The sequence below is a fragment of the Kitasatospora sp. NPDC038210 genome (genome assembly GCF_055600605.1).
Genome location: NZ_JBVJYK010000020.1, coordinates 100,746 through 126,021 on the forward strand (window position 1 = coordinate 100,746; position 25,276 = coordinate 126,021).

At 73.5% G+C, this 25,276-nt stretch carries 15 protein-coding genes, 2 pseudogenes and 1 riboswitch; of the genes and pseudogenes, 13 read left to right on the forward strand and 4 right to left on the reverse strand.

What is annotated here, in order from left to right:
- Positions 1–85 precede the first annotated feature (85 nt).
- Both ACZ7KX_RS32020 and mfd read left to right on the forward strand, forming a co-directional pair.
- Entirely contained in the window at positions 86–1,567 is a 1,482-nt protein-coding gene (locus ACZ7KX_RS32020) for a hypothetical protein (protein WP_470329505.1), read from the forward strand.
- 829 nt (positions 1,568–2,396) lie between these two features.
- Positions 2,397–6,026, forward strand: a complete 3,630-nt coding sequence (gene mfd / locus ACZ7KX_RS32025; protein ID WP_470329506.1) for a transcription-repair coupling factor — start codon at positions 2,397–2,399, stop codon at positions 6,024–6,026.
- A 95-nt stretch (positions 6,027–6,121) separates the two neighbouring features.
- Here mfd and ACZ7KX_RS32030 read toward each other — a convergent pair whose 3' ends face one another.
- Positions 6,122–6,775, reverse strand: coding sequence for a DUF4352 domain-containing protein (locus ACZ7KX_RS32030; RefSeq protein ID WP_470329507.1), 654 nt, complete (start codon positions 6,773–6,775; stop codon positions 6,122–6,124).
- 208 nt (positions 6,776–6,983) lie between these two features.
- Between ACZ7KX_RS32030 and ACZ7KX_RS32035 the strand changes: the two genes are divergently transcribed.
- The 4 genes from ACZ7KX_RS32035 to ACZ7KX_RS32050 all read left to right on the forward strand — a co-directional run bounded on the left by ACZ7KX_RS32035 (position 6,984) and on the right by ACZ7KX_RS32050 (position 13,463).
- Positions 6,984–9,227, forward strand: coding sequence for an N-6 DNA methylase (locus ACZ7KX_RS32035; protein WP_470329508.1), 2,244 nt, complete (start codon positions 6,984–6,986; stop codon positions 9,225–9,227).
- A 181-nt stretch (positions 9,228–9,408) separates the two neighbouring features.
- On the forward strand, positions 9,409–10,110 hold the full coding sequence (locus ACZ7KX_RS32040; RefSeq protein ID WP_470329509.1) for a hypothetical protein: 702 nt from the start codon (positions 9,409–9,411) through the stop codon (positions 10,108–10,110).
- Entirely contained in the window at positions 10,107–11,795 is a 1,689-nt protein-coding gene (locus ACZ7KX_RS32045; RefSeq protein WP_470329510.1) for a protein kinase domain-containing protein, read from the forward strand. Before ACZ7KX_RS32040 ends, ACZ7KX_RS32045 begins: the two co-directional genes overlap by 4 nt.
- A gap of 615 nt (positions 11,796–12,410) precedes the next feature.
- On the forward strand, positions 12,411–13,463 hold the full coding sequence (locus tag ACZ7KX_RS32050) for a nucleoside triphosphate pyrophosphohydrolase (RefSeq protein WP_470329511.1): 1,053 nt from the start codon (positions 12,411–12,413) through the stop codon (positions 13,461–13,463).
- 4 nt (positions 13,464–13,467) lie between these two features.
- Here ACZ7KX_RS32050 and ACZ7KX_RS32055 read toward each other — a convergent pair whose 3' ends face one another.
- Complete coding sequence (locus ACZ7KX_RS32055) at positions 13,468–13,893, reverse strand: SDR family NAD(P)-dependent oxidoreductase (protein WP_396552900.1); 426 nt, start codon at positions 13,891–13,893, stop codon at positions 13,468–13,470.
- A 265-nt stretch (positions 13,894–14,158) separates the two neighbouring features.
- On the opposite strand from ACZ7KX_RS32055, the gene ACZ7KX_RS32060 reads away from it, so the two are divergent.
- From ACZ7KX_RS32060 to ACZ7KX_RS32090, 7 genes and pseudogenes are all read left to right on the forward strand, one after another.
- Positions 14,159–15,595, forward strand: a complete 1,437-nt coding sequence (locus ACZ7KX_RS32060; RefSeq protein ID WP_470329512.1) for a cytochrome P450 family protein — start codon at positions 14,159–14,161, stop codon at positions 15,593–15,595.
- 243 nt (positions 15,596–15,838) lie between these two features.
- Positions 15,839–16,006: riboswitch (cyclic di-AMP (ydaO/yuaA leader) on the forward strand.
- Positions 16,007–16,011: 5 nt separating this feature from the next.
- Positions 16,012–16,815, forward strand: coding sequence for a transglycosylase family protein (locus ACZ7KX_RS32065; RefSeq protein WP_470329513.1), 804 nt, complete (start codon positions 16,012–16,014; stop codon positions 16,813–16,815).
- Between the two features lie 259 nt (positions 16,816–17,074).
- Positions 17,075–18,361: a phosphopyruvate hydratase gene (eno, locus tag ACZ7KX_RS32070; RefSeq protein ID WP_470329514.1), complete on the forward strand. Its 1,287-nt coding sequence runs from the start codon at positions 17,075–17,077 to the stop codon at positions 18,359–18,361.
- A gap of 139 nt (positions 18,362–18,500) precedes the next feature.
- Positions 18,501–18,983 (forward strand): FtsB family cell division protein, encoded by a 483-nt coding sequence (locus tag ACZ7KX_RS32075; protein ID WP_470329515.1) that lies wholly within the window; start codon positions 18,501–18,503, stop codon positions 18,981–18,983.
- Positions 18,955–19,494, forward strand: a pseudogene (locus ACZ7KX_RS32080) (DUF501 domain-containing protein); the annotation flags it as partial. The gene ACZ7KX_RS32075 and the pseudogene ACZ7KX_RS32080, both read left to right, overlap by 29 nt.
- 188 nt (positions 19,495–19,682) lie before the next feature.
- Positions 19,683–20,618 carry a Ppx/GppA phosphatase family protein gene (locus tag ACZ7KX_RS32085; protein WP_470329520.1) on the forward strand — a complete coding sequence of 312 codons (936 nt, stop codon included), beginning with the start codon at positions 19,683–19,685 and terminating at the stop codon, positions 20,616–20,618.
- A 428-nt stretch (positions 20,619–21,046) separates the two neighbouring features.
- On the forward strand, positions 21,047–22,414 hold the full coding sequence (locus tag ACZ7KX_RS32090) for an NAD(P)/FAD-dependent oxidoreductase (protein WP_470329516.1): 1,368 nt from the start codon (positions 21,047–21,049) through the stop codon (positions 22,412–22,414).
- A 170-nt stretch (positions 22,415–22,584) separates the two neighbouring features.
- On the opposite strand, the gene ACZ7KX_RS32095 is transcribed toward ACZ7KX_RS32090, so the two are convergent.
- Positions 22,585–25,143, reverse strand: coding sequence for an ABC transporter permease (locus ACZ7KX_RS32095; RefSeq protein ID WP_470329517.1), 2,559 nt, complete (start codon positions 25,141–25,143; stop codon positions 22,585–22,587).
- 48 nt (positions 25,144–25,191) lie between these two features.
- Positions 25,192–25,276 (reverse strand): annotated as a pseudogene (locus ACZ7KX_RS32100) (ABC transporter ATP-binding protein); the annotation flags it as partial.

A 25,276-nucleotide genomic window follows, 5' to 3' on the forward strand; every position in this document is an offset into this window, starting at 1 on the left:
CCGGCCCCGGGCACCGAACCGGTTCCGGATCCGGCCGTTCCGTCCGATCATGGGCTCCGCAGCCCGCGAACGAGGGGAAGAGCCCATGAGCGACGCCGTCCCCCAGTACGGCTTCACCCAGGCACGGCGCGGCTACGCGCCCGAGCAGGTCGAGCGAGCGCTCGTCGCGCTCACCGCGCAGCGCGACGAGGCGTGGGAACGGCTCAGCGTCCTGGGTGCCGGGATCCGGCAGATGGAGGCCCGGCTGGAGGACATCCGCCGGACCGCCGAGGAGGCTCCGGAGCCCGACTACCAGGTGCTCAGCGAGCAGGCCGCCGGACTGGCCGTGATGGCCGGGAACGAGGCGCGCGCCGTCCGGGAGAAGGCGGAGCGCTTCGCGGAGGACCTGCGCGACGAGGTCTACGAGGCCGGGCAGACGCTCGACCGGGAGGCCAAGGAGTACGCCACCACCACCCGCACCGAGGCCGACGCGGCCGCCCGCCGCACCGACGAGCGCACCCGCGCCGAGGCCGAGGGCATCCGCTCGGAGTCCGACCGTGAGAGCCGCGCCGCCCGGGACTCCGCCACCGCCTACGCCGCCAAGGTGCGGGTCGCCGCCGCCGAGGCCAGCGAGCAGGCCGAGGCCGAGCTGGCCGCCCGGCGCCGCAAGGCCGACGAGACCTTCGCCGCCGCCCAGGCCGAGGCCGACGCCGAGGAGGCGGAGGTCTCCTCGACCGCCGAGCGCCGGGTCAAGGAGGCGGAGCAGCACCGGGAGACCGTGCTGAACCGGATCAAGCAGCAGGAGACGGACGCCCAGGCCAAGGCCGACCAGCTGATCGAGCAGGCCCGCCGGGAGGCCGAGAAGATCAACGCGGCGAGCGAGCGCGAGCAGCGCGAGTTCGACACCCGGCTGGACACGGTGCAGCAGCACCTGGACCACATCAAGGCCACGCTGGCCTCGCTCACCGGGGCGGCGGTCGGCCAGATCGAGCCCGAGGCGGTGGCCGACGCGGCGGCTGCTCCCGCGGCTCCCGCGGCTCCCGCGGCGCCTGTCCCGGCTGTGGCCCCGGCGCCGGCGTCGGCACCGGACTCCGCTCCGGCTCCGACGGACGCGGTCGCCGATGCCGGGCCGGTGGACTCGGAGGCGGACACCGGGGAGATCCCGGTGACGAACCTGCGGAAGGCCTCGACCTCCGGGCAGGCGCCGACCGCCCTGCGGGCCGCGGGTGCGGGCACGGGCACGGGCACGGCGGCGGAGAAGGCGACGACGGCGCTGCGCTCGCCGGTCGTCGGCGGGGGCGCCGCCAAGGCGTCCGTCGAGGCCGTGGTGACCGGTCCGGTCACTCCGGCCGCCGTCCCGCCGAAGCCCGCGTCGCCGCCGTCCCCGCAGGCCGCGTCGCCGTCCGCCTCGCCCTCCGAAGCGACGGCTGACGCGGCGGTCGACGGGGACGGCGGTACGGAAGGGAAGGCCGGAGCCGGTGCCCCGTGGCAGTCGGAGGAGGAGACCCGGATCGTCCCGAAGATCATCATCGTCGACGACGGCAGCGGCTACGCGACCCCCAACACCGTGAGCTACCGTCGCCGTTGACGGCGCGCCGGGTCCTCCGGCGGCTGCGCGCCACGGCGCCGCCCGGCCGCCCCGCCCGCGAGCGGCCGGGTGAGTGTCCCGTCCCGGGCCCCGACCGCCTCCTGTCGGGCGGTCGGGGCCTCGCTGTGCAGTCGGCCCGCATCGGTGATCGGCAGTGGTGGCCCGCAACGGTGGCTGGCATCGGTGGCCCGCATCGGTGGCCCGCATCGGTGGCCGGCCGGTGCGGCGAACCGCGCGCCGGCCGGGGAAACGAAGTAGGCCGAGACCCGTGGCGCCCTCCAGGAAAGGGCGCCACGGTTCCCGGCGCTTGGGCGGGCGCCCCCACCCAGGGTCGCCCGGCCTCGCACCTCCGACCCCCATCGGGGGTGCGACAGTGCCGCCACAGCCATCCCCCACGGTTGGGTGCGGCGGGCACGTTCACCATGGTGCGCGATCTCCATGGACGGCCAGTGACCGGAGTATGTCCAGTTCGTGGCGGATGGCCGTGGCGGGTGGGGCGCGGTGTCCGGCTGGTTCGTCCACCCGCCGGTCCGGCGTTCCGGTCGGCGTTCCTGCCGGTGCGCCGTCCAGTGGTTCGTCCCCGGACGCGCCCCCGCCGGGGGTGGGCCGCGGCCGGTCGGGGGAGGGCGGCGCCCGGGCCGGAGGAAGGGGACCGGGCGGCGGTTCGTCCCCGCCCGGCCCCGCCGGGGCGGTACGCCGCGTGCGTGTCCCTGCCGCGGCGTAGTCTGGAGACCCCCGGCCGCTCGGCGTGCCGGGCCGTTCGTGTTGCCCTGGCGGGCCCTCGTCGCCCGGGGGCAGCTCCAGCCACGGGACGAAGAAGAGACCCCAGATGAGCCTGACCGGACTGCTCGATGTCGTCGCGCGGGACGCGGCGCTCGCCGAGGCGATCGAGGCGGCCACCGCCACCGGAGCCGCGGCCGGCGGACGCCGCCACCTGGACCTGGTCGGACCGCCCGCCGCCCGGCCGTTCGCCATCGCCGCACTGGCCCGGGCGCTCGCCGGGCAGGCCGCCGGGGACCGGGGCCGTCCGGTGCTGGCCGTCACCGCCACCGGCCGGGAGGCCGAGGACCTGGCCGCCTCGTTGCGTTCGCTGCTGCCCGCCGACGCGGTCGCCGAGTTCCCCGCCTGGGAGACGCTGCCGCACGAGCGGCTGTCGCCCCGCTCGGACACCGTGGGCCGCCGGCTGGCCGTGCTGCGCCGCATCGTCCACCCGCGGGCGGACGACCCGGCGGCCGGGCCGGTGCAGGTGATCGTCGCCCCGGTCCGCTCGGTCCTGCAGCCGCAGGTCAAGGGCCTGGCCGAGCTGGAGCCGGTGGCCGTCCGGCGGGGGGAGTCGCACGACCTGGAGGAGGTGGCCCGCCGCCTCGCCGCAGCCGCCTACGCCCGCGTCGAACTGGTCGAGAAGCGCGGTGAGTTCGCCGTCCGCGGCGGCATCCTGGACGTCTTCCCGCCGACCGAGGAACACCCCCTGCGGGTGGAGTTCTGGGGCGACGAGGTCGAGGAGATCCGGTACTTCAAGGTCGCCGACCAGCGCTCGCTGGAGATCGCCGAGCACGGCCTGTGGGCGCCGCCCTGCCGTGAGCTGCTGCTCACCGACGAGGTGCGCGCGCGGGCCGCCGAGCTGTCCGCCGAGCACCCCGGACTTGCCGAGATCCTGGACAAGATCGCCGAGGGCATCGCGGTCGAGGGCATGGAGTCGCTGGCGCCGGTGCTGGTGGACGACATGGAGCTGCTGGTCGACGTGTTGCCGCTCGGCTCGGTCGCGGTGGTCTGCGACCCCGAGCGGGTCCGCACCCGGGCCGCCGACCTGGTGGCGACCAGCCAGGAGTTCCTGCACGCCTCCTGGGTCGCGGCCGCGGCGGGCGGCGACCGGCCGATCGACCTGGAGGCGATCGACGTCTCCGCCGCCTCGCTGCGCTCGCTCTCCGAGGTGCGCGAGCACGCCGCCGAGATCGGGCTGCCCTGGTGGTCCGTCAGCCCGTTCGCGACCAGCGAGTCGGCCGTCGACGGCATCCTGGAGTTCGACGCCAACACGCTGACCCTCGGCATGCACGCCGTCGAGGCCTACCGGGGCGACACCGCGCGGGCGATCGCCGACGCCAAGGAGCGGCTGGCCGCCGACTGGCGGGTCGTCATGGTGACCGAGGGGCACGGGCCCGCCTCCCGCCTCGCCGAGGTGCTGGGCAACGAGGGCATCCCGGCCCGGCTGGTCGCCGACCTCGCCGAGGCGCCCACCCGGGACGTCGTCCACGTGTCCTGCGGCTCGATCGAACACGGCTTCGTGGACGAGGAGCTGAAGCTCACCGTCATCACCGAGACCGACCTGTCCGGCCAGAAGTCCTCCACCAAGGACATGCGCCGGATGCCCTCGCGCCGCCGCAACGCGATCGACCCGCTGGCGCTCGCCGCCGGCGACTACGTCGTCCACGAGGCGCACGGCGTCGGCAAGTACGTCGAGATGGTGCAGCGCACCGTCCAGGGCGCCACCCGCGAGTACCTGGTGCTGGAGTACGCCCCGGCCAAGCGCGGCCACCCCGGCGACCGGCTGTTCGTGCCGACCGACCAGCTCGACCAGGTCACCAAGTACGTCGGCGGCGAGGCCCCGACGCTGCACCGGCTCGGCGGCGCGGACTGGGCGAAGACCAAGCAGCGGGCCAAGAAGGCGGTCAAGGAGATCGCCGCCGACCTGATCAAGCTGTACTCGGCGCGGATGGCCGCCCCCGGCCACACCTTTGGCCCGGACACCCCGTGGCAGCGGGAGCTGGAGGACGCGTTCCCGTACGCGGAGACCCCGGACCAGCTGACCACCATCGCCGAGGTCAAGTCCGACATGGAGAAGTCCGTCCCGATGGACCGGCTGATCTGCGGCGACGTCGGCTACGGCAAGACCGAGATCGCCGTGCGGGCAGCGTTCAAGGCGGTCCAGGACGGCAAGCAGGTGGCGGTGCTGGTGCCGACCACGCTGCTGGTGCAGCAGCACTTCTCGACCTTCGCCGAGCGGTACGCCAACTTCCCGGTGACGGTGAAGGCGCTGTCCCGCTTCCAGACCGACAGCGAGGCCAAGGCCGTGCTGGAGGGGCTGTTCGAGGGCTCGGTGGACGTCGTCATCGGCACCCACCGGCTGTTCTCCTCCGAGACCAGGTTCAAGGACCTCGGCCTGGTCATCGTCGACGAGGAGCAGCGCTTCGGCGTCGAGCACAAGGAGCAGCTGAAGAAGCTGCGGGCCAACGTGGACGTGCTCACCATGTCGGCGACCCCGATCCCGCGCACCCTGGAGATGGCGGTCACCGGCATCCGCGAGATGTCCACCATCACCACCCCGCCGGAGGAACGGCACCCGGTGCTGACCTTCGTCGGACCGTACGACGAGAAGCAGATCTCGGCCGCGATCCGGCGTGAACTCCTGCGCGAGGGCCAGGTGTTCTACATCCACAACCGGGTGGAGTCGATCGACAAGGCGGCCGCCCGGCTGAAGGACCTGGTGCCCGAGGCGCGGATCGCCACCGCGCACGGACAGATGGGGGAGACCGCGCTGGAGAAGGTCGTCGTCGACTTCTGGGAGAAGGAGTTCGACGTCCTGGTGTCGACCACGATCGTGGAGTCCGGCATCGACATCTCCAACGCCAACACCCTGATCGTCGAGCGCGGCGACACCTTCGGTCTCTCCCAGCTGCACCAGCTGCGCGGCCGGGTGGGGCGCGGTCGCGAGCGCGGCTACGCGTACATGCTGTACCCGCCGGAGAAGCCGCTCACCGAGACCGCGCACGAGCGCCTGGCCACCATCGCCCAGCACACCGAGATGGGCGCCGGCATGTACGTCGCGATGAAGGACCTGGAGATCCGCGGCGCCGGGAACCTGCTCGGCGGCGAGCAGTCCGGGCACATCGCGGGCGTCGGCTTCGACCTCTACATGCGGATGGTCGGCGAGGCGGTGGCCGAGTTCCGCGAGTCGCTGGCGAGCGGCGGCGAGCCGGAGGAGGAGCCGCTGGAGGTGAAGATCGAGCTGCCGGTCGACGCGCACGTGCCGCACGACTACGCGCCCGGCGAGCGGCTGCGGCTGCAGGCGTACCGCTCGATCGCGGCGGTCAACTCCGAGGACGACATCAAGCAGGTCCGGGACGAACTCGTGGACCGCTACGGCAAGCTGCCCGAGCCGGTGGAGAACCTGCTGCTGGTCGCGGCGCTGCGGCTGTACGCCCGGCGGTGCGGCATCTCGGACATCACCCTGCAGGGCTCCAACGTCCGCTTCGGGCCGGTGGAGCTGCGGGAGTCCCAGCAGCTGCGGCTGAACCGGCTCTACCCGCGCAGCCAGGTCAAGGCGGCGGCCCAGCAGCTCCTGGTGCCCCGGCCGAGCACCGGGCGGATCGGCGGCAAGCCGCTGGTCGGCCGGGAACTGCTGGGCTGGTGCCGGGAGTTCCTGTCGGCCATGTTCGACGACCTGGCGGGGGCGAAGAAGTAGCACCGCCCTCAGGGGTGTCCACGACGGCGGTCTCGGGCTTCGGCCCGGGGCCGCCGTTGCGCGTTCTGCGGCCCCGACGGCTGTGAACGGGGCCGTCAGCCGAGCTTCCACTGGCCGGTCTGCGGGGCGAAGCCGCTGTCCAGGCCGAACTGGGCCTTGTCGAGCTTGGCGTCCTTCGGCACCTCGAAGGTGACGAAGCCGAGGGCGCTCTCGCCGGGAGCGATGTTCGCGGGGACCTGGAAGCTCGGGCCGGCCTTGGTGTCCGCGATCGTCGTGCCGAAGGCCTGGCCCTGGGCGTCCACCACCTTGGCGCTGTTGCCCGGCGCGTCGCTGTAGGCCTTCTTGCCGCTCGCCTTGATCCGGAACTGGATCGCCACGAAGCGCTTGCCGTCGGCCGGGTGGGTGAACTCGTCCGCCCCCTCGGCGTTGTCGACCACCTTCACCAGCGTCACGTCGGCGGTGTCGGCCGGGTCGTTGCCCTTGAGCGCGATGGTGTCGCCGACCTTGGCGGGGGCCTTGGCGGTGTCGGCCGGCTTGCTCTCGGCCGGCTTGCTCTCGGCCGGCTTCGCGGCGTCGGTGCCGGCGGCGGGGGCGGCTGCGGTCTGCTTCGCCTCGGTCGAGACGGAGGAGCCGCCGGTGGAGTTGCATGCCGTCGCGGAGAGCGTCACCAGTGCGGCGCCCAGCAGCAGAGCGGCGGCGCGGCGGGTGGTGGAGCGGCGGACGGCGGTGCGGCGGGCGGTCGTGGACATGGGTGTCTCCCGGTGATCGGTGGTCTTCCCCGTGTCGCCCCCGGTCGGTGGCGACGGAGAAATCACATCACCCGGCTGTGAACCCTGTCAACGATGATTCGAGAAAGAGCTCTGTTCACATGTGAACTCTGATCGTGAGGAGCATCGCTATGCTGTGTGGTCACAGTGCCCCGCTGTGTGGCCACAGCCCCCATCGAAGGAGGCCCCCGTGCCGGACCGCCCCGAAGTCACCGCCGTCGAGATCGCCCGGCTGGCCGGCGTCGGCCGGGCCGCGGTCAGCAACTGGCGGAGGCGCCACCCCGACTTCCCCCGCCCGGTCGGCGGCACCGACGCCAGCCCGACCTTCGCGCTCGCCGACGTGGACTCCTGGCTGCGCGCCCAGGGCAAGATCGCCGAACTCCCCCTGCTGGAGCAGGTGTGGCAGCTCGTCGACACCCTCCGCGACCCGGCCGGCCACCCCGCCGCCCCGCTGGTCGAGGCGGGCGCACTGCTCCTGCTGCTGCACCGGGCGCCCACGCGCTGGGCGGAGCTCGCCGACCAGCCCGACACCCGGCTCGCCCTCGCGCTGCCCCGGGCCGTGGCCGACACCTCCGTTCACACCTTCGGCCCGGCGGGCGCCCGCCTCCTGGGCCTCCCCGGCCTGCTCGGCAGCACCCAACTGGACCTCGCCCGACGGCTCGCCGCGCTCGCCGCCGACGCCGGCCCGGCCGGCGCGTACGAGCAGCTGCTCACCCGCCACGCCGAGGCCAACACCCGGCAGCTCAGCCCCACCCCGCCGGAGGCCGCCGAACTGCTCGCCGCCGTCGCCGGCGTTCCCGCCACGGTGCTCGACCCGGCCGTCGGCCTCGGTGCCGTCCTCCTCGCACACCCGCCGACCACCGCCCGCTACGGCCAGGACGCCGACCCGGTCGCCGCGGCCCTCACCCGACTCCGGCTCGCCCTGCACACCCCCGGCGACGAGCCCGGCCCGCTCCCGCTGGAACTGCGCACCGGCGACGCCCTGCGGGCCGACGGCTACCCCGGCGACACCTTCGAGGCCGTGCTCTGCCAGCCGCCGTACAACGAACGCGACTGGGGCCACGACGAGTTGCAGTTCGACGCCCGCTGGCCCGGCGGGCTCGTGCCGCCGCGCGGCGAGTCCGAACTCGCCTGGGTGCTGCACTGCCTCGCCCACACCCGCCCCGGCGGTCTGGCCGCGCTCCTGCTCCCGCCGACCGTCGCCACCCGCCGCTCCGGCCGCCGCGTCCGCGCCGAACTGCTCCGCTCCGGCGCGCTGCGCGCCGTCATCGCGCTGCCCGCCGGAGCCGCCCCGCCGTACGGCGTCCCGCTGCACCTGTGGGTGCTGCGCGCGCCCCGGCCGGGCGACGACTTCCGCCAGGTGCTGCTGCTCGACGCCGGGGCGGCGCACTCCACCCGGGCGGCGCTGGCCAGCGGGGCCGCGGCGGCGCCCGCCGCCGAGGGCGGGCGGGACAAGGTCGACTGGCCAGAGCTGCGCCGCACCGTCCTGGGCGCCTGGCGCGGCTTCGACCTGGCAGCCCGTGAGGGCCTGCCGGTCCCGGCCGACCGCCCCGGCGTCCACCGGGCCGTGGCCGCCATCGACCTGCTCGACGACGAGACCGACCTCTCCCCGGCGCGGCACGTCCCGCCCGCCGCCCCGCTCGGCGGCGCGGCCGAACTCTCCCACGTCGCCGGCCGGTTGGCCGAGCTCCTGGCCGGCCTGGCCGACCCGGTCGCGCTGCTGCCGCAGCCGGGTGGGCAAGCGGGCGTCGCGGCGGGCGTCGCACCGGCCTTTGCGGCGGGGGCCGAGTCCGGTGCCGGGTCCGTCGGCGTGGTCACCGTCGGCGAACTGGTCCGCAGCGGTGCGCTGGAGGTGTACTCCTCCGGCACCGGCACCGGCACCGGCACCGGCTCGGCGGGGGCGGGAGCGGGCCGTACGGGAGCGGCCGGTGAGGCAGCGGGCGGCACCCTCGTCGTCACCGACCAGGACCTCGCCACCGGCGCCGCGCCCAGCACCGTCCTCGCCACCGGAACCGGCCCCGCCGGGGACGTCCGCACCCGGCCCGGCGACGTCCTCGTCCCCGCCCTCGGCGGCGGCACCGCCCGCGTCGTCCCCGCCGAGGGCCCGCTGGTCGGCGCCGCCCTCGGACGCCAACTCCACCTGCTGCGGCCCGACCCGGGCGCCCTCGACCCCGAGTTCCTGGCCGGCCACTTCCGTTCCACCGCCGGCACCCGGCGCGCCGCCAGCCACGCCACCACCACCGCCCGCCTCGACATCCGCCGGGTCGAGCTGCCCCGCCTCCCGCTCCCCGCCCAGCGGCGGCTCGGCGCCGCCTTCGCCGGCCTCGCCGCCTTCGACACCGCGCTCGGCCAGGCCGCCGCCCTCGGACGCACCCTGGTCCAGGGCGCGACGGACGCACTGGCGACGGGCACCCTGGCGCCGCCGACCGAATGAGGTGACGCAGGCTCAGTGGCGGTCCGCCGTCGGCCGGGTGGCGGCCCAGTAGCGGGGCGGTACCGGCGCGATACCGATGCGGCACCGAGCGGACGGAAGGCCTCCGGGCCGACCGGGCCGGACGGTACGGTGTGCTGAACCGTTCGCACCGCCACCGGTCCTCACCAGCTCAGGAGCGCGCATGTCAGGGCAGTACCCGGGGCAGTTCGGACCGCCGCCCGGCGGCACGCCGTACGGGCCGGGCGCGGCTCCGGCGACGGGCGCGGTTCCGCCGGCGGGCGCGGCGCCGGGTACCGGCCGGGCTCCGGTGCCCGGCCGATTCGGGACGCCCGTGCGGGTCGCGTGCGCGCTGGCCCCGCTGCTGACGGTCGGCCTGCTCGGCGTCGTCCCCTCGCTGGTGCTGGCGGTCCGGCGCAGACGGGCGTACGACATCGTCGGCGCGGTGGTGTTCTGCGCGCTGCTGCTGACCCTGATGGTCTCCGCCGGAATCGCCGGCAGCCTCCAGGACCCGACCGCCGACACCACCGGCCAGATCACCCTGGTCGTGCTGTGGCTGGTGCCCACGGCGCACTTCCTGCTGATGGACCGCCGCGCGGTGTGGGAGTCCGGCCGGCCCGCACCGCAGGCGGCAGCACCGTACGCGGCACCCTACGCGGCACCGGCCGCTGCGCCCTACCCCGCGTACGGCTCGCCGCCCGCCACGCCGTACGCGGCGACCGTGCCCGGGTACGGCGCACCCGCGCCGGCCGCCGGTCCCGCACCTGCCGCTCCCACCGCGCCGGGGGCTCCCTCCGCGCCCGCCGCCCCGGCCCCCGGGACCGCCCACGACCTGCGCGAACTCGGCGAGTTGCTGCGCCGGCAGGCCCGCAAGGACCAGCCGTGACCACCACCCGGCTGATCGCCGATCGCTACCGGCTCACCGAGAAGATCGGCCACGGCGGCATGGGCCAGGTCTGGGCCGGTCGGGACGAACGCCTGCACCGCGCGGTCGCGGTCAAGCTGCTCCGCCCCGAGCACCTGCTCCCCGGCGGCACCGGCCGTACCGGAGGCGAACGCGGCAGCCACGGGGACGAGTTGCGCCGCCGGTTCCTGCGCGAGTGCCGGGTCACGGCGGCGCTCGACCACCCCGGACTGGTCACCGTCTTCGACGCGGGCGAGGACGAGGGCGAGCTCTACCTCGTCATGCAGCGCATCCCGGGCGTCAGCCTGGCCGACATCATCGCCGAGGACGCACCCTTCCCCATCGAGCGCGCCGTGGCCGTTGCCGCCCAGGTCTGCACCGCGCTGGCTGCCGTCCACGCCATCCCGGTGGTCCACCGGGACCTCAAGCCCAGCAACGTCATGGTCCGCGAGGACGGCCGCACCGTCCTGCTCGACCTCGGCATCGCCACCGCCCTCGACACCGAGGCCACCCGCCTCACCCTCACCGGCGTGCCGGTCGGCAGCCCCTCCTACATGGCCCCCGAACAGGCCCTCGCCGCCACCACCGACCCGCGCAGCGACCTCTACGCGCTGGGCTGCCTGCTGCACGAGATGCTCGCCGGCGAGGAGCCGTTCCGGGCGCCCACCGCGCTCGGCGTCCTGCGCCGACACGTCGACGAACCGCCCGTCCCGCTGCGGGAGTTGCGCCCCGAGGTGCCGCACGGACTGGAGCGGCTGGTCCTCGACCTCCTCGCCAAACAGCCCGCCGACCGCCCCGCCGACGCCCAGACGGTGTACGGGCGGCTGCTCCCGCTGCTGCCCCCGGCCACGGGCACCCCGCAGCCCCGCTACACGCCGCTGCCCGACCCCGTACGGCCGTACCGGTTCCCGCACCAACCGCAACCCGCCGTCGTCGCCCCGGCCCCGCCGGTCCGCCCGGAACCGAGCCCGTTCCTGCGCACGCCCGTCCCGTCCCGTCCGTCCGTCCTGTCCGGACCGTCCGCACCGGCGGCTCCGGTGGTTCCGCCCGCTCCCGCCACTCCGCCGCCGTCGCTCCCCGACCTGGGTGCCCAGTGCGCCCGTCTCTCCGACCTCGTCGACGCCGGCCGTCACACCGAGGTCCTCGACCTCGCCGTCGGCCTGCTGCCCCGGGCCGAGGCCGAACTCGGTGACGCCGCACCCCTGGTCCGCACCATCCGCACCATCTACGCCCGCACCCTCCTCCACGAGGGCCACTCCCGGCAGGCCCTCCCCGAGTACCGCCGCCTGGCCGCCACCGCCGACGGCGGCCCGCACGGCCCCCAGGGCCTCGACCACCGCTACCGCGCAGCGATCTGCCTCGAACACCTCGGCCACGGCGCCGAAGCCCTCGCCGAGTACCAGGCCCTCCTCACCGCCCACACCGCCCGCCTCGAATCCGGCCTCGACACCGACCCCGAGCGGACCTACGACCTGCGCGAACGCATCGGCCTCCACCTCGCGGCCACCGGCGACCCGCAGAACGCCTGGCAGTGGCTGCTCCCCCTCCTCCTCGACCGCGAACGCCGCGACGGCCCCCACCACCCCGCCGTCCGCCGCCTCCGCCAGTCCCTCTCCACCCTCAACCCCCACCCCACCCCCTGGCCCCCACCCACAGGCCGGTCATAGGACGCCAGCGGGACGGTTCCCCCTCCACCCTCACCCCCTCACCTCACTCCGTGGCCCCGACCGCAGCCGGGGCAATTCCTTCTCCGCCCTCAACCCTCACCCCTTGGCCTGCGACCGGGGCGGGGAGTGGGAAGTCGGTGGGACCGACTTCCTGTGGCGCCCCTATGGGGCTCGGAGTCTTGGCCCTCGCGGCCTCGCGGCCTCGCGGCCTCGCGGACCGCTCACCGCTCCACCCCCCACCTCACCCGATGGCCCTCCGCGGGCGGGGAGTGGGAAGTGGGCTGGGCCGATCTCTGATGCGGCGCAGGGACTTCGTTGTTCCGCTCGTGCGCTGCCTCCGCCAATCCCGCTCCCCGTCGCCGACTGGCCGGAGTGGGAAGTCGGCGGGTCCGACTTCTGGGGCAGGGTCTCGCTGCGGGCAGCTTCGACCGTCCCGCGGTTCTGGACCGCCGAGGGCTGCGTGGGGGATGAGGCCGGCTCCGCCGTTCGACCGCCGGGCTGGTCGACGTCCGGTGGGCGGGGTGTGTCGTCCCGCGCCCACCCGGGCCACCGGGTGGGGTGGGGTGGGTGGGGCGAGGGCCGCAGGTGGCCGCGGTGGGCGGGTAGGTTCGGGGTGTGACGACGAATGTTCCCGGTGCCAAGTTGATTCTGCTGACCACGACCCACCGGGTGGCCCCCGGGTTGCTGGCGTGGCCGGCGTGGGAGGCGTTGCGGGCGGCGGGGCGGGTGTTGGTGGCGGACGAGGGGCATCCGCAGGTGGCGGCGGTCCGGCAGGCCGGGGTCGTGGTGGAGGTGGTGGCGCCCGGTTCGGCGCCCGCGTTGGCGCGGCTGTTGACCGAGCAGCCCGCCGGGGCCGGGGCGACGGTGTGGCTGGGCAGTCCGGACGGGGATCCGGGGCTGACGGACGCGCTCGCGCGGCTCGCGGTGGAGCGGGCCGGTGAGGTGCCGGAGATCGAGGTGCTGCCGGGTTCGTACGACCTGCCGGGGGCGCGGCTGCTGGACCTGGTGACGGTGATGGACCGGCTCCGCTCGCCGGGCGGTTGCCCGTGGGATGCCGAGCAGACGCACGAGAGCCTGGTGAAGTACCTGGTCGAGGAGGCGTACGAGCTGGTCGAGGCGATCGAGGAGGGGGACCGCGACACGCTGCGCGAGGAGCTGGGGGACGTCCTGCTCCAGGTGTTCTTCCACTCCCGGATCGCCGAGGAGCACCCGACCGGGGCCTTCTCGATCGACGACGTGGCGGGGGACATCGTCGAGAAGCTGATGTACCGGCACCCGCACGTGTTCGGGGACGTCGAGGCCGGGGGCGCCGCCGAGGTGGAGGCGAACTGGGAGCAGCTGAAGGCCGCGGAGAAGGCGGACCGCGAGTCGGTGCTGGACGGCGTGCCGGCCGGGCTGCCCGCGCTGGCGTACGCGGCGAAGCTGGTGTCGCGGGTGCGCCGGTCGGGCTTCGCGGGGGTGCCGGACGAGCCGTACGAGCTGCCGGCCGAGCTGACCGAGGAGTCGGCGGGCCGGCTGCTGCTCGCGGTGGCGCAGCGGGCGCACGACGCCGGGGTGGACGTGGACGCGGCGCTGCGCTCGGCCGCGCGCGGTTACCGGGACGCGGTGCGCGCGGCCGAGGGCCTCAAGCCGGTCGGGCAGCCCGGCGTGGAGCCGGACGGGGAGTAGGCGCTCAGGCCGCCGTGGCGGTGCTCTCCACCGGGCGCCGCTGCGGCGGGACGAGTTCGCCGATGGCTTCGCCGACGAGGACGACGAGTTCGGCGAGGCGTTCCAGGTCGAGGTGGTCGGGCAGGTCGGCGAGGGAGACGATCCGCTCGCCGTCCGGGCCGGCGACTGCGAACAGGTCGATCGGCCCGAGGTGCTTCTCCGCGGTGTCGACGAGGGCGGCGACGTCGCTGGGGCGACGGATGTCGCCGGAGACGCCGACGACGGGGCAGCCCGGCCGGTCGAGTTCGGCGGCGAGGTCCTCGGCGATGCCGACGTGCTGGTCGGCGATCAGCATTCCGGCGGCGCCGGCCGCGGAGAACCGGCGGGCGAGGTCGGCGCCCGACCCGCCGTCGAGTACCGCGATGACGACGACTGACCCGCTGACCCGCATGGTCTGCTCCTCCCTGTGGGCGACACCGCACCGGCGCCCACGCGTACTGCGGAGGATCGTAGGCACGACCTGACCCTCCGCAACAGGGATTACCCCTCAGGTGACCAGGCTCACGCCCGCCGTCCGGCCAAGAGCTGTCCAAGAGCTGTCCACGGACCGTCCACGGGTCGTCCACGGAGTGTTGGCGCGCCCGTCGTACGCCGTTGTCACGGGGGTCGCGAGCCGTCGGCGGAGGGGGAGCGCACCCAGCGGATACGGTCGACCCATGCCAGCTCAGCCCGACCCCGCCCGGCCCGCAGCCACCGCGTCCGACGCAACCGCGCCCGCAGATCCCGCCCGGCCCGCAGCCACCCCGTCGGACGCCGCCGCCCCGCAGTCGGACGTCGCCGCTCCGCAGCCCGGGGCCGAAGTTCCGCAGTCCGACGTCGCCGCTCCGCAGCTGTTCACCTGGGAGTTCGCCGCCGATCCGTACCCCGCCTACGCCTGGCTGCGCGAGCACGCCCCGGTGCACCGCACCAAGCTGCCGAGCGGCGTCGAGGCCTGGCTGGTGACCAGGTACGCGGACGCCCGGCAGGCGCTCGCGGACGCCCGGCTTTCGAAGAACCCGGCGCACCACAGCGAGCAGGCGCACCGCACCGGCCGGGTGGGCATTCCGGGGGAGCGGCAGGCGGACCTGATGACGCACCTGCTGAACATCGACCCGCCGGACCACACCCGGCTGCGCCGCCTGGTGTCGAAGGCGTTCACCCCGCGCCGGGTGGCCGAGTTCGAGCCGCGGGTGCAGCAGCTCACCGACCGGCTGATCGACGGCTTCGCGCAGCGCGGCTCGGCGGACCTGATCCACGAGTTCGCCTTCCCGCTCCCCATCTACGCGATCTGCGACATGCTGGGCGTGCCGGCCGAGGACCAGGACGATTTCCGCGACTGGGCCGGGATGATGATCCGGCACGGCGGCGGCCAACGGGGCGGCGTGGGGCGGGCGGTGAAGCGGATGCGGGCGTACCTGCTGGAGCTGATCCACCGCAAGCGGGCGGACCTCGGGGACGACTTGATCTCGGGCCTGATCCGCGCGAGCGACCACGGCGAGCACCTGACCGAGAACGAGGCCGCGGCGATGGCCTTCATCCTCCTCTTCGCGGGTTTCGAGACGACCGTGAACCTGATCGGCAACGGGACGTACGCGCTGCTGCGCAACCCGGACCAGCGCCGGTTGCTGCAGGAGTCGGTGGCGCGCGGGGAGAGCGCGCTGCTGGAGACGGGCATCGAGGAACTCCTCCGCTACGACGGGCCGGTGGAGCTGGCGACCTGGCGGTTCGCGACGCGTCCGGTGACCATCGGCGGGGTGGACATCCCGGTCGGCGATCCGGTGCTGGTGGTGCTGGCCGCCGCGGACCGCGATCCGGCCCGGTTCGCGGACGAGAACACCCTGGACCTGGCCCGGACGGACAATCCGCACCTGGGGTTCGGGCACGGCATCCACTACTGCATCGGCGCCCCGCTGGCCCGTTTGGAGGGGCGTGCCGCACTGGCCACGCTGCTTTCCCGGCTGCCCGATCTGCAGCTCGCGGAAAGCCCGGAGAATCTGCGCTGGCGGGGCGGTCTGATCATGCGTGGCCTGCGGGAACTCCCGGTCGAATTCACTCCGGAGAGCCGCTCCCCGCATACGCCGCCGCACGCTCCTTCCGCGCCCCCGGCGAACTGACGCGAGGTGGCGGAACGCCGGGCGGCGCGCTGACGGAACGTCGCCCGGCCGGCTTCCGGAGGGGTGTGAAAACCCATCAACGCGGACATAGTGGCGCCGTTGGTAGGCGATCGGACACACGCCGTAATTTCTGTGTGATATCCGGGATATGAGCTTGTGATCGGTCTGAAGATCTGTCTACTCTCCCTGGAGTTCGCAGCTGCGGACCTCGTGCGCGGAACGCCGAATCCTGCCCGCCGCGTCACGGGAAACCGACCAGAACCCTGGGCAGGGGCGGGGGAACCAGGTTTGTTGCCGTTCCCCACGGCTTGGGGTGAAGCCGCCCGAGCGGAATCGTTTCCGCGCACGGCGGCCGGGCCACCTCCCGGTCCGAACCCGACAGCTCACCTCGCAGGCGTGCGGAGAGGGACCTCTTCATGCTGTTCGTTGGAACTGGCCGTCACCGTCGTCGCACCCAGGCCGAGAAGGCCATCGCCGTCGCCGGTGTGGCCGGCGTCGGACTCGCGATGCCGCTCCTCACCGCCACCGGTGCCTCCGCCGCCCCGGTCTCCACCTGGGACGCCGTCGCCCAGTGCGAGAGCGGCGGCAACTGGAGCATCAACACCGGCAACGGCTACTACGGCGGCCTGCAGTTCACCTCCAGCACCTGGAAGGCGTACGGCGGCACCTCGTACGCGGCGCAGGCCAACCAGGCCAGCAAGGCGCAGCAGATCTCGATCGCCGAGAAGGTGCTCGCCTCGCAGGGTCCCGGCGCCTGGCCGGTCTGCTCCGTCAAGGCCGGCCTGACCAAGGGCGGTGCCCCGGCGTCCGTCGACACCTCCTCGGACTCCAAGCCGCAGTCGGCTCCGCAGCAGCAGACGCCCAAGCGGCAGGCCCAGAAGCCGGCCGAGAAGCCGGTCCAGAAGCCCGCCGAGAAGCCGGCCGCGAAGCCCGTCCAGAAGCAGGCCCCGAAGCACGCCGCCCCCGCGCAGGCCGAGAAGCCCGTCGACCAGTCGGCGCAGCAGTACGTCCCCAAGCACGCGGCCCCGCGCCCCGCGCAGCCGGCCCCGGCCGCGCAGACCGGCCACGACTACACCGTCCACGCCGGTGACACGCTGTCGAGCATCGCCGCCACCCAGGGCGTGTCCGGCGGCTGGCACGCGCTGTACGAGCAGAACCGCTCCACCGTCGGCGGCGACCCGGACCTGATCCTGCCCGGCCAGGTGCTGCACCTCGGCTGAGCCGGCGTGTCCCTGGCGGCACCGGCGACACGCGTGACAGGGGGTCGGTCCGGCCGGCCCCCTTCGTCCGCATTCGCCCGCTCCGGTGGGACAAGCAGGTGAACTACCGGTGGGTAGCGGGGCCACACGCTGAGACGGGACCGAGGCCGACGTGGCCTGGAGAGCCCGGGCGGTTAGGCTCTGGTCCGTAACGACTCCGCAATCGTCCCGCCGACAGCGCCACCGTCAGCGGGACCCTGCTTCCGCAAGGAGATGCCTCGTGCCGTCCATCGATGTCGTCGTAGCCCGTGAGATCCTCGACTCCCGCGGCAACCCCACGGTCGAGGTCGAGGTCGGCCTCGACGACGGCAGCACGGGTCGTGCCGCTGTCCCGTCGGGTGCCTCCACCGGTGCCTTCGAGGCCCTGGAGCTGCGCGACGGCGACAAGAACCGCTACTTCGGCAAGGGCGTGGAGAAGGCCGTCCTCGCCGTCATCGAGCAGATCGGCCCGGAGCTGGTCGGCTACGACGCCACCGAGCAGCGCCTGATCGACCAGGCCATGCTGGACCTGGACGCCACCCCGGACAAGTCCTCGCTCGGGGCCAACGCCATCCTGGGCGTCTCGCTGGCCGTCGCGCACGCCGCCTCCGAGGCCAGCGACCTGCCGCTGTTCCGCTACCTGGGCGGCCCGAACGCGCACGTCCTGCCGGTCCCGATGATGAACATCCTCAACGGCGGCTCGCACGCGGACTCCAACGTCGACATCCAGGAGTTCATGATCGCCCCGATCGGCGCGGAGTCCTTCTCCGAGGCCGTCCGCTGGGGCGTCGAGGTCTACCACACCCTCAAGGGCGTGCTGAAGGAGCGCGGGCTGTCCACCGGCCTGGGCGACGAGGGCGGCTTCGCGCCGAACCTGGACAGCAACCGCGAGGCCCTGGACCTGATCACCGAGGCCATCCAGAAGGCCGGCTACGTGCCCGGCCGTGACGTCGCGCTGGCCCTGGACGTCGCCGCCTCCGAGTTCTACCAGGACGGCGCCTACCAGTTCGAGGGCAAGGCCCTCTCGGCCGCCGAGCTCATCGAGTACTACGCCGAGCTGGTCGCCGCCTACCCGCTGGTCTCCATCGAGGACCCGCTGGACGAGTCGGACTGGGACGGCTGGAAGGCCATGACCGTCAAGCTGGGCGACAAGGTCCAGCTGGTCGGCGACGACCTGTTCGTCACCAACCCGGCCCGCCTGGCCAAGGGCATCGAGACCGGCACCGCCAACGCGCTGCTGGTGAAGGTGAACCAGATCGGCTCGCTGACCGAGACCCTGGACGCCGTCGAGCTGGCCCAGCGCAACGGCTACCGCTGCATGATGTCGCACCGCTCCGGCGAGACCGAGGACGTCACCATCGCCGACCTGGCCGTCGCCACCAACTGCGGCCAGATCAAGACCGGTGCCCCGGCCCGCTCCGAGCGCGTCGCCAAGTACAACCAGCTGCTGCGCATCGAGGAGATCCTCGACGACGCCGCCGAGTACGCCGGCCGCGGCGCCTTCCCGCGCTTCAAGCACGAGGGCTGAGACCGCGAGGTCGAGGGCCGAGCGCTCCCGGTAGCGCAAGCCTGACCGGTGCCCCGCCGTCCACCCCGTAGGGTGGACGGCGGGGCACCGTCGCGACCAGGAGGGGATACGGGAGATGGCAGGCTGGAGGATCCCGGGCTTGGCGGCCCGGCCTCGGTTCACGAGCCGGGCGACCGTCCTCGTCCTGGTGCTGTGCTCGCTGGTGGCGATCCTCGCCTACCCGACGCGGCAGTTCATCTCCCAGCGCGCCGAGATCTCCGCCCAGCGGGCGAAGGCCGACCACGTGCGCCAGCAGGTCGAGCAGCTGCGCCGGGACCGGGCCCGCTGGCAGGACCCGGAGTACGTCAAGGCGCAGGCGCGCGCCCGGCTGCACTACGCGGTGCCGGGGGAGACCCCGTACATCGCGGTGGATCCGGCCGGCCAGGCCTCCGCCAAGCCCTCCTCGTCCGCCGCCGGCGCCCCCGCCACCGGGGTGGCCGCCGGTCAGGCGACGGCCGCCAAGCCCTGGTACACCAGCATCTGGGACTCGGTCGACGCCGCCGACACCGCCGCGCCGGCCCCCGGCACCCCCCTTTCGCTCCCACCGTCCCCCGTTGGAGACACCTCCCCCCATGACCACTGAGAACCACCCCGCCGTCTCCGACGCCGACGTCGCGGCCATCGCCGCCCAGCTCGGCCGGGTGCCGCGCGGCCTGCGCGGCGTGGCCCACCGTTGCCCGTGCGGCAACCCGGACGTCGTGGAGACGGCTCCCCGCCTGCCCGACGGCACGCCGTTCCCGACGCTCTACTACCTGACCTGCCCCAAGGCCGCCTCGCTGATCGGCACCCTGGAGGCGGAAGGCGTCATGAAGGACCAGACGGCCCGGCTCGCCGAGGACCCGGAGCTGGCCGCCGCCTACCAGGCGGCGCACGAGGACTACATCGCCCGGCGCGACGCCATCGAGGTGCTGGAGGGCTTCCCGAGCGCCGGCGGCATGCCGGACCGGGTGAAGTGCCTGCACGTGCTGGTCGGCCACTCGCTGGCGGCCGGCGAGGGCGTCAACCCGCTCGGCGACGAGGCGATCGGCATGCTGGAGGACTGGTGGGCGAAGGGCCCGTGCGTCTCCCCGGCCGAGGTCCAGGCGGCCGGTGAGCGGGTCGCCCGCAACCGCGCCAAGGGTCAGGACCACGACGCCGTGATCGCCGCCAAGCAGCAGAAGACCGCCGAGCGCGCCGCCAAGAAGCGTGCCGCGCAGGAGCCGGCCGAGGACGCGGCGCAGGACGCGGCGGCCCCGGGCGGGTCGGCCGGGGCCGCCGGCGGGCAGCAGGAGTCGCAGTGACCATGACCCGAGTCGCCGCGATCGACTGCGGCACCAACTCGATCCGGCTGCTGGTCGCCGACCTGGACCCGGAGACCGGGGAGATCACCGACCTCGACCGCCGGATGATCGTCAACCGGCTGGGCCAGGGCGTGGACCAGACCGGCCGGCTGCACCCGGACGCGCTGGCCCGCACCTTCGCGGCCTGCCGGGAGTACCAGGAGATCATCTCCGGCTTCGGGGTCGGCCCGGAGCGGGTGCGCTTCGTCGCCACCAGCGCCTCCCGGGACGCCGAGAACAGCGACGAGTACGTCAAGGGCGTGCGCGACGTCCTGGGCGTCGAGCCCGAGGTGGTGAGCGGCGAGGAGGAGGCGCGACTGTCCTTCCTGGGCGCCACCAAGGAGCTGACCGGAGGTCAGTTCCCCGCCCCCTACCTGGTGTTCGACCTCGGTGGCGGCTCGACCGAGTTCGTGCTCGGCGCGGAGGACGTGCAGGCGGCGCGCTCGGTGGACATCGGCTGCGTGCGGCTCACCGAGCGGCACTTCGGCGGCGCCGAGCTGCCCTCCGCGGAGCAGGTCGCCGAGGCCCGGGCGCACGTGCGGGCCGAGCTGGACAAGGCCGAGGAGGTCGTCCCGCTGACCGGCGCGGCCACCCTGGTGGGCCTGGCCGGGACGGTCACCACGGTGTCCGCGATCGCCCAGGGCCTGCCGGACTACGACTCCGCCGCGATCCACCACTCGCGGATCGGCCGGGAGCGGGTCGCCGAGATCGCCCGCGAGCTGCTGGCCGCGACCCACGCCGAGCGCGCGGCCATCCCCTCGATGCACCCGGGCCGGGTGGACGTGATCGCGGCCGGCGCGCTGGAGCTGCTGGAGATCATGGAGCGCACCGGCGCCGCCGAGGTGGTCGTGAGCGAGCACGACATCCTGGACGGGATCGCCTGGGGTATCGCCCCCTGACCCCCGGCAGGGCTTACCCGACCGGCCCCGGCACCCCTTTCGGGGGGCCGGGGCCGGGACGCGCCCGGGCCCGTGCGAAAAGGTTCGTGAATTTCTTCACATGACGATCGGGCCATTCGTCGCACCGGCTCGCCCGCTACGTCCGAATTGTGGGACCGAAGGCCTCCCGGTAGTGACGCCCCTTGGATCGCAGGTCAGGGCTCGTTCGGGGTTTGAAAATCAAAACCACGCGCGGGAACGCGGGCCCCGTACGGATCGTTGCTGCTCAGCAGGGTGGTGCTCCGGCGCATGTTCACGAGGGGGCGTGAAGGGCCGTGAGGTTGCGCGCCCGTGCCGGTTTTGTGGCCGCGGAGTGTAGCACGGGGGGTCCATGAGCTTGTGACCGGGCTCACGAAGGCTGCTCCGGACGGTGCTGGATACTTTCGGATATGAGCACCACGGAGCGTCCTCGCATCCTCATTGTCGGCGGTGGTTACGTCGGCCTGTATGCCGCGATGCGCATCCTCAAGAAGATGCGCTACGGCGAAGCGACCGTCACGGTCGTGGACCCGCGGTCGTACATGACGTACCTGCCCTTCCTCCCCGAGGCGGCCGGCGGCAACGTCGCGCCCCGCAACCTCGTCGCGCCGCTGCGCAGCGCCCTCAAGCAGGCGGAGGTGCTGACCGGGTCCGTCACCGGCATCGACCACGCCCGCAAGGTCGCCACGGTCCAGCCCGCGGCCGGCGACAGCTACGAGCTGCCCTTCGAGTACCTGGTCGTCGCGACCGGCTCGGTCTCCCGCACCTTCCCGATCCCGGGTCTGGCGGAGAACGGCATCGGCATGAAGACGGTCGAGGAGGCCATCGGCCTCCGCAACCACGTCATGGCCCAGCTCGACAAGGCCGAGTCCACCACGGACGAGGAGGTCCGCCGCAAGGCCCTGACCTTCGTCGTCATCGGCGGTGGCTTCGCCGGCATCGAGACGATCGCCGAGATCGAGGACATGGCGCGCGACGCGTCCAAGCTGTACCGGACCGTCAGCCGCGACGACATGCGCTTCGTCGTGGTCGAGGCCGCCAACCGGATCCTCCCCGAGATGGGCCCGGACCTCGGTCTGTGGACCAAGGAGAAGCTCGAAGAGCGCAACATCGAGGTCTACATCGAGACCTCGATGGACTCCTGCGTCGACGGCCACGTCATGCTGAAGAACGGCATGGAGATGGACGCCTCCACCATCGTGTGGACGGCCGGCGTGAAGCCGAACCCGGTGCTGTCCGAGTTCGGTCTGCCGCTGGGCCCGCGCGGCCACGTCGACACCGCGCCGACCCTCCAGGTCCAGGGCTTCGACTACGTCTGGGCCGCCGGCGACAACGCCCAGGTCCCGGACCTCGCCGCCGGCGAGGGCGCCTGGTGCCCGCCGAACGCGCAGCACGCCTGCCGTCAGGCCGTCGTCCTCGGCGACAACGTGATCTCCGGCATGCGCGGCTTCCCGCAGGCGGAGTACAAGCACAAGAACCTCGGTGCGGTCGCCGGTCTCGGCCTGCACAAGGGTGTCGCGATCCTCTTCGGCAAGTACAAGCTGAAGGGCCGTCCGGCCTGGTGGTTCCACCGCCTGTACCACGGCGCGATGGTGCCGACCTTCAACCGCAAGGTCCGCGTCTTCACCGACTGGACCCTCGCGATGTTCCTGAAGCGCGAGATGGTCGGCCTCTCCCAGATGGAGAAGCCGCAGCTTCCGATCCAGGAGGTCACCCCGCCCACCAAGCCCGTCGAGGCCGCCAAGCCGGTCGCCGACAAGGAACTCGCGAGCAAGTAAGCGACTGAGACCCCGGTGTGGGAGCACCGGGGTATGAGTCGGAGGCCCTCCGCCCGGCAGCGTTGCCGGACCACGACCTCCGTGGTGCTCAGCCGGCCCTGTGACCGGGCGGAGTACAGCAGTAGGAGAGCCCCTGCCGGGATCGGCAGGGGCTCTCCGCGCGTCCCGGGTCAGTCGGTCTTGATGCTCGACAGGATGTCCAGCCCGGCCGCCCGGCGGGCCGGCCAGATCGCGGCCACCAGGCCCACCACTCCGGCGAGCGCCAGGAACAGCGCCAGCTGGCCGTACGGCAGGACGGTGGTCAGCCCGGCCAGACTGGACTTCAGGGTGCCGTTGATCGCCCAGGCGATGAAGCACCCGAGGGCCAGGCCGATGCCGGCGCCGAACAGCGAGATCACCACGGACTCCAGACGGACCATCCGCTTGATGCCCCGGCGGTCCAGGCCGATCGCCCGCAGCATCCCGATCTCGCGCTTGCGCTCGAAGACCGACATCGCCAGCGTGTTGATCACGCCCAGGATCGCGATCAGGACCGCCATGCCCAGCAGGCCGTACATCAGGTTCAGCGCGAAGGTGATGGTCTGGCTGAAGCCGTCGCGGACGTCCTGCTTGGACTTCACCTCGATCACCGGGTTGGCGCCGGTGGCGTCCTTGAGCGACTGCTTGAGGGTGTCGGTGGCACCGTCCTTGCCCTTGACGAGGACGTCGGAGACGTACGGCTTCGGGTCGTGCTTGGCGATCTCGCTGTTGGCCAGCAGGGCCGGGCCGAGCATGCCGCCCGTCCTGTACACGCCGCCGACGGTGAGCTGCCCCTTGGTGTCGTCCGGGTAGGAGACGGTCATGGTCGAGCCGGTGGTGACGTTGAACTTCTTGGCGACGTCCTCGTCCACCAGCAGCTGGCCCTTGCCGAGCGCGGCGGCGGACCCGCTGGTCAGCTCGATGTCGACCAGCTGGTCGAAGGTCGCCGTGTCCAGACCGGAGATCGACTTGCCGGTGCCGTCGAGCTCCCAGTACGCGGTGGTCATCGGCGAGGAGGCCGCCACCCCGGGTGCCTTGGCGATCTGCGCGGGCACCTGCTCGGAGAGGTTCATGCCGTTGGCGGTCGAGACGATGTAGTCGGCCTTCATCGAGCTGGTGACGGCCCGGTCCACCACGTCCGACACCGAGGCGCCGATCACGGTGAGGCCGCTGACCAGGGTCAGGCCGATGGTGAGCGCCGCGGCCGTCGCGGCCGTCCGGCGCGGGTTGCGCACCGCGTTCTGCTGGGCCAGCTTGCCGGGCGTCCCGCCGAGGCCGCGCAGCAGCGGGCCGAGCAGGGCCACCACAGGGCGGGAGAGCAGCGGCAGCAGGACGAACACGCCGATCAGGGCCAGGAACGCGCCCAGGCCGACCGGGACCCGGCCGTCGGTGCTGCCGGTGGAGGCGCCGTAGCCGATCAGGGCCAGGCCGCCGGCGGCGAGCAGCGAGCCGATGGTGTTGCGGACCACCAGGCTCTTCTGGGAGGCCGGCTGGTCGCCGCTGCTCATCGCGGCCACCGGGGCGATCCGGGCGGCGCGCAGGGCCGGCAGCAGCGCGGACAGCACCGTCACCACGACGCCGACCACGAGGGTCACCGCGACGGTGACCGGCTTGATCACCAGGGCGCCGCTCGGCATGTTCTCGTTCAGACCGACGATCAGGGACTGCATCCCCGCGCCGATCCCGACGCCCGCGGCCAGACCGGCCAGTGCCGAGACGGTGCCGATCACCAGGGCCTCGACCAGCACCGAGCGGGTGACCTGCTTGCGGCTGGCGCCGATGGCCCGCAGCAACGCGAGCTCCTTGGTGCGCTGGGCGACCAGCATGGTGAAGGTGTTGGCGATGATGAAGATGCCGACGAAGAGCGAGATGCCGGCGAACACCAGCAGCATCGTGCGCATGTTGTCGGTGCCCTTGGTGATCATGCTCTGCTCGTCGGCCTTGAGCTTGGCGCCGGTCTCGACGTCGAACTGGCTGCCGGACGGCACCTTGGGCTGCACCTGGGCGAGCAGCGCGTCCTCGGTGGTGCCGGGCTTGGCGGTGAGCACGACGCCGCTGTAGCGGCCGGGCTCCAGCAGCAGCTGCTGGGCGGTGGCCTTGTCGAACAGGGTGAGCGTGCCGCCGGTGTTCACCACCGGGTCGTCGGTGGTGAAGACGCCGGTGAGCTTCGCCTCGATCACCGGGCCGTTGGCGGCCACCCGCACCGTGTCGCCGACCTTGTAGCCCGCCTTGTCGGCGGTCTTGCGGTCGAGTGCGATCTCCTTGGCGTTCTTCGGGCCCTGGCCCTCGGCCATCGGGTAGCGCGGGTCCCGGCCGTCCTGGCCGGGGGCGAAGTTGGCGCCCTTGGCGGCCCAGAACTGGCCGATCAGGTTGCCCTTGTGGTCGGCCACGCCGGTGAAGCCGCTCACCACGCCGCGCGCGTTCGCGGTGCCCGGCAGGGCGGCCAGCTGCTGGAGGGTGGCGTCGGTGAGCGCGGCGGAGCCGCTCTCGCTCTTCTGCTTGGCGCTCGCGGCGGAGCCGGCCGCCTGGTCGACCACCTGGACCGAGACGTCCGAGTAGCTCTTGGAGTTGCTGTCCCGCATGGCCTTGCCGAAGGTGTCGGAGAAGACCATGGTGCCCGCCACGAAGGCGGTGCCGAGCATGACGGCCAGCGCCGTCATGAGAAGTCGGCCCTTGTGGGCCAGCACGTTGCGCAGTGCGGTGCGATACATGGGGTGTCCTGGGAAGGGTCGGTGGGCTGGCTGCGGGGCGGCGGGGTGTCAGCTGGTGCGGCCCTTGGCGTCGAAGCGGCGCATGCGGTCCAGGACGGTGTCGGCGGTGGGGTGGTGGAGTTCGTCGACGATG